Below are 1,245 nucleotides of genomic sequence, written 5' to 3' on the forward strand. Positions count from 1 at the left end.
TGACCTGCCCCCTCCTAGCCATACCAGTTGAATGGAAGTGAGGTCCGTCAACCTGGAGAATGACGGACATGAGGAAGAGTCGATTCACGGAGCAGCAGATCATCGGGTTCTTGAAGCAGGCCGAATCGGGCCTGCCAGTCAAGGATGTCTGTCGCCAAGGCGGGTTCAGTGAGCCCACGTTCTACAAGTGGCGCGCCAAGTACGGCGGCATGGAGGCCGATGAGGCCCGCCGCCTGAAGGACCTGGAGGTCGAGAACGCCCGTCTCAAGAAGTTGCTGGCCGAAGCGCACCTTGACCTGGAGGCGCTCAAGGTCGGCTTCGGGGTAAAGCGCTAGCCCCGCAAGACAAACGCAAGGCCATCGCCAAGATGCTGGAACACACCCAGATCTCCGAGCGCCGGGCCTGCCGTCTTGTGGGGCTGTCCCGCGATGCCTGGCGCCATCCGCCGCAACCAGATGCATACACATTGCGCTTGGGCGAACGAATCCATGCCGTCGCCATGGAGCGCAGGCGCTTTGGATATCGCCGCGTGCACGACATGCTGCGCAGCGAGTTTCCGGGCACCAACCACAAGAAGGTGTTCCGGCTTTACCGTGCGCAAGGCTTGGCTGTTCGCAAGCGCAACAAAGGCAAGAAGTACCGCGGTGAACGCACGCCACTGGTGGCGGCCACCCGCGTCAATCAAACCTGGAGCCTGGACTTTGTGAGTGACTCGCTGGCCAATGGCCGACGCATCAAGTGCCTGACCATCGCCGATGACTTCACCCATGAATGCATCGACATCGCTGTGGACCTGTCCATGCCTGGCGCATACGTCACCCGCATCCTGGATCAAGCCGCGCGGTTCAGAGGCTACCCAGAGGCCATCAGAACGGACAACGGTCCAGAGTTCACATGCAGGGCCTTCATGGCATGGATGCAAGCACGAGGTGTTCAGCACATCCTGATTCAGCCTGGCAAGCCCACCCAGAACGCCTACATCGAGAGCTTCAATGGCAAGTTCAGAGACGAATGCCTCAACGAGAACTGGTTTGAATCCCTGGCTCAGGCCCGTGAGGTCATCGCCATCTGGCGTCAGGACTACAACGAGGTGCGACCGCACGGAACGATTGGACGGATGCCTCCGGCTGAGTTCGCTGCCAAGCACCGAAACGCCAACCCATCAACCACCAACGCAGGATCAGTTAACCTGCAAACCCCTGGACCTTTCTCCAACTGATTGGTATGGCAAGAGGGGGCAGGTCA

Annotated in this window: 1 protein-coding gene; it reads left to right on the forward strand. The window is 59.9% G+C overall.

Annotated features, from left to right (window positions below):
- Positions 1-68 precede the first annotated feature (68 nt).
- Positions 69-1,219, forward strand: a protein-coding gene (locus tag EV672_RS18625; protein WP_424923185.1) for an IS3 family transposase whose coding sequence is annotated in 2 segments (ribosomal slippage) — positions 69-315 and positions 315-1,219 — 1,152 coding nt in all. Because the reading frame shifts where the segments join, the coding sequence is not laid out codon by codon here.
- Positions 1,220-1,245 lie beyond the last annotated feature (26 nt).

This window comes from Aquabacterium commune (assembly GCF_004362855.1).
GTDB lineage: Bacteria > Pseudomonadota > Gammaproteobacteria > Burkholderiales > Burkholderiaceae_C > Aquabacterium > Aquabacterium commune.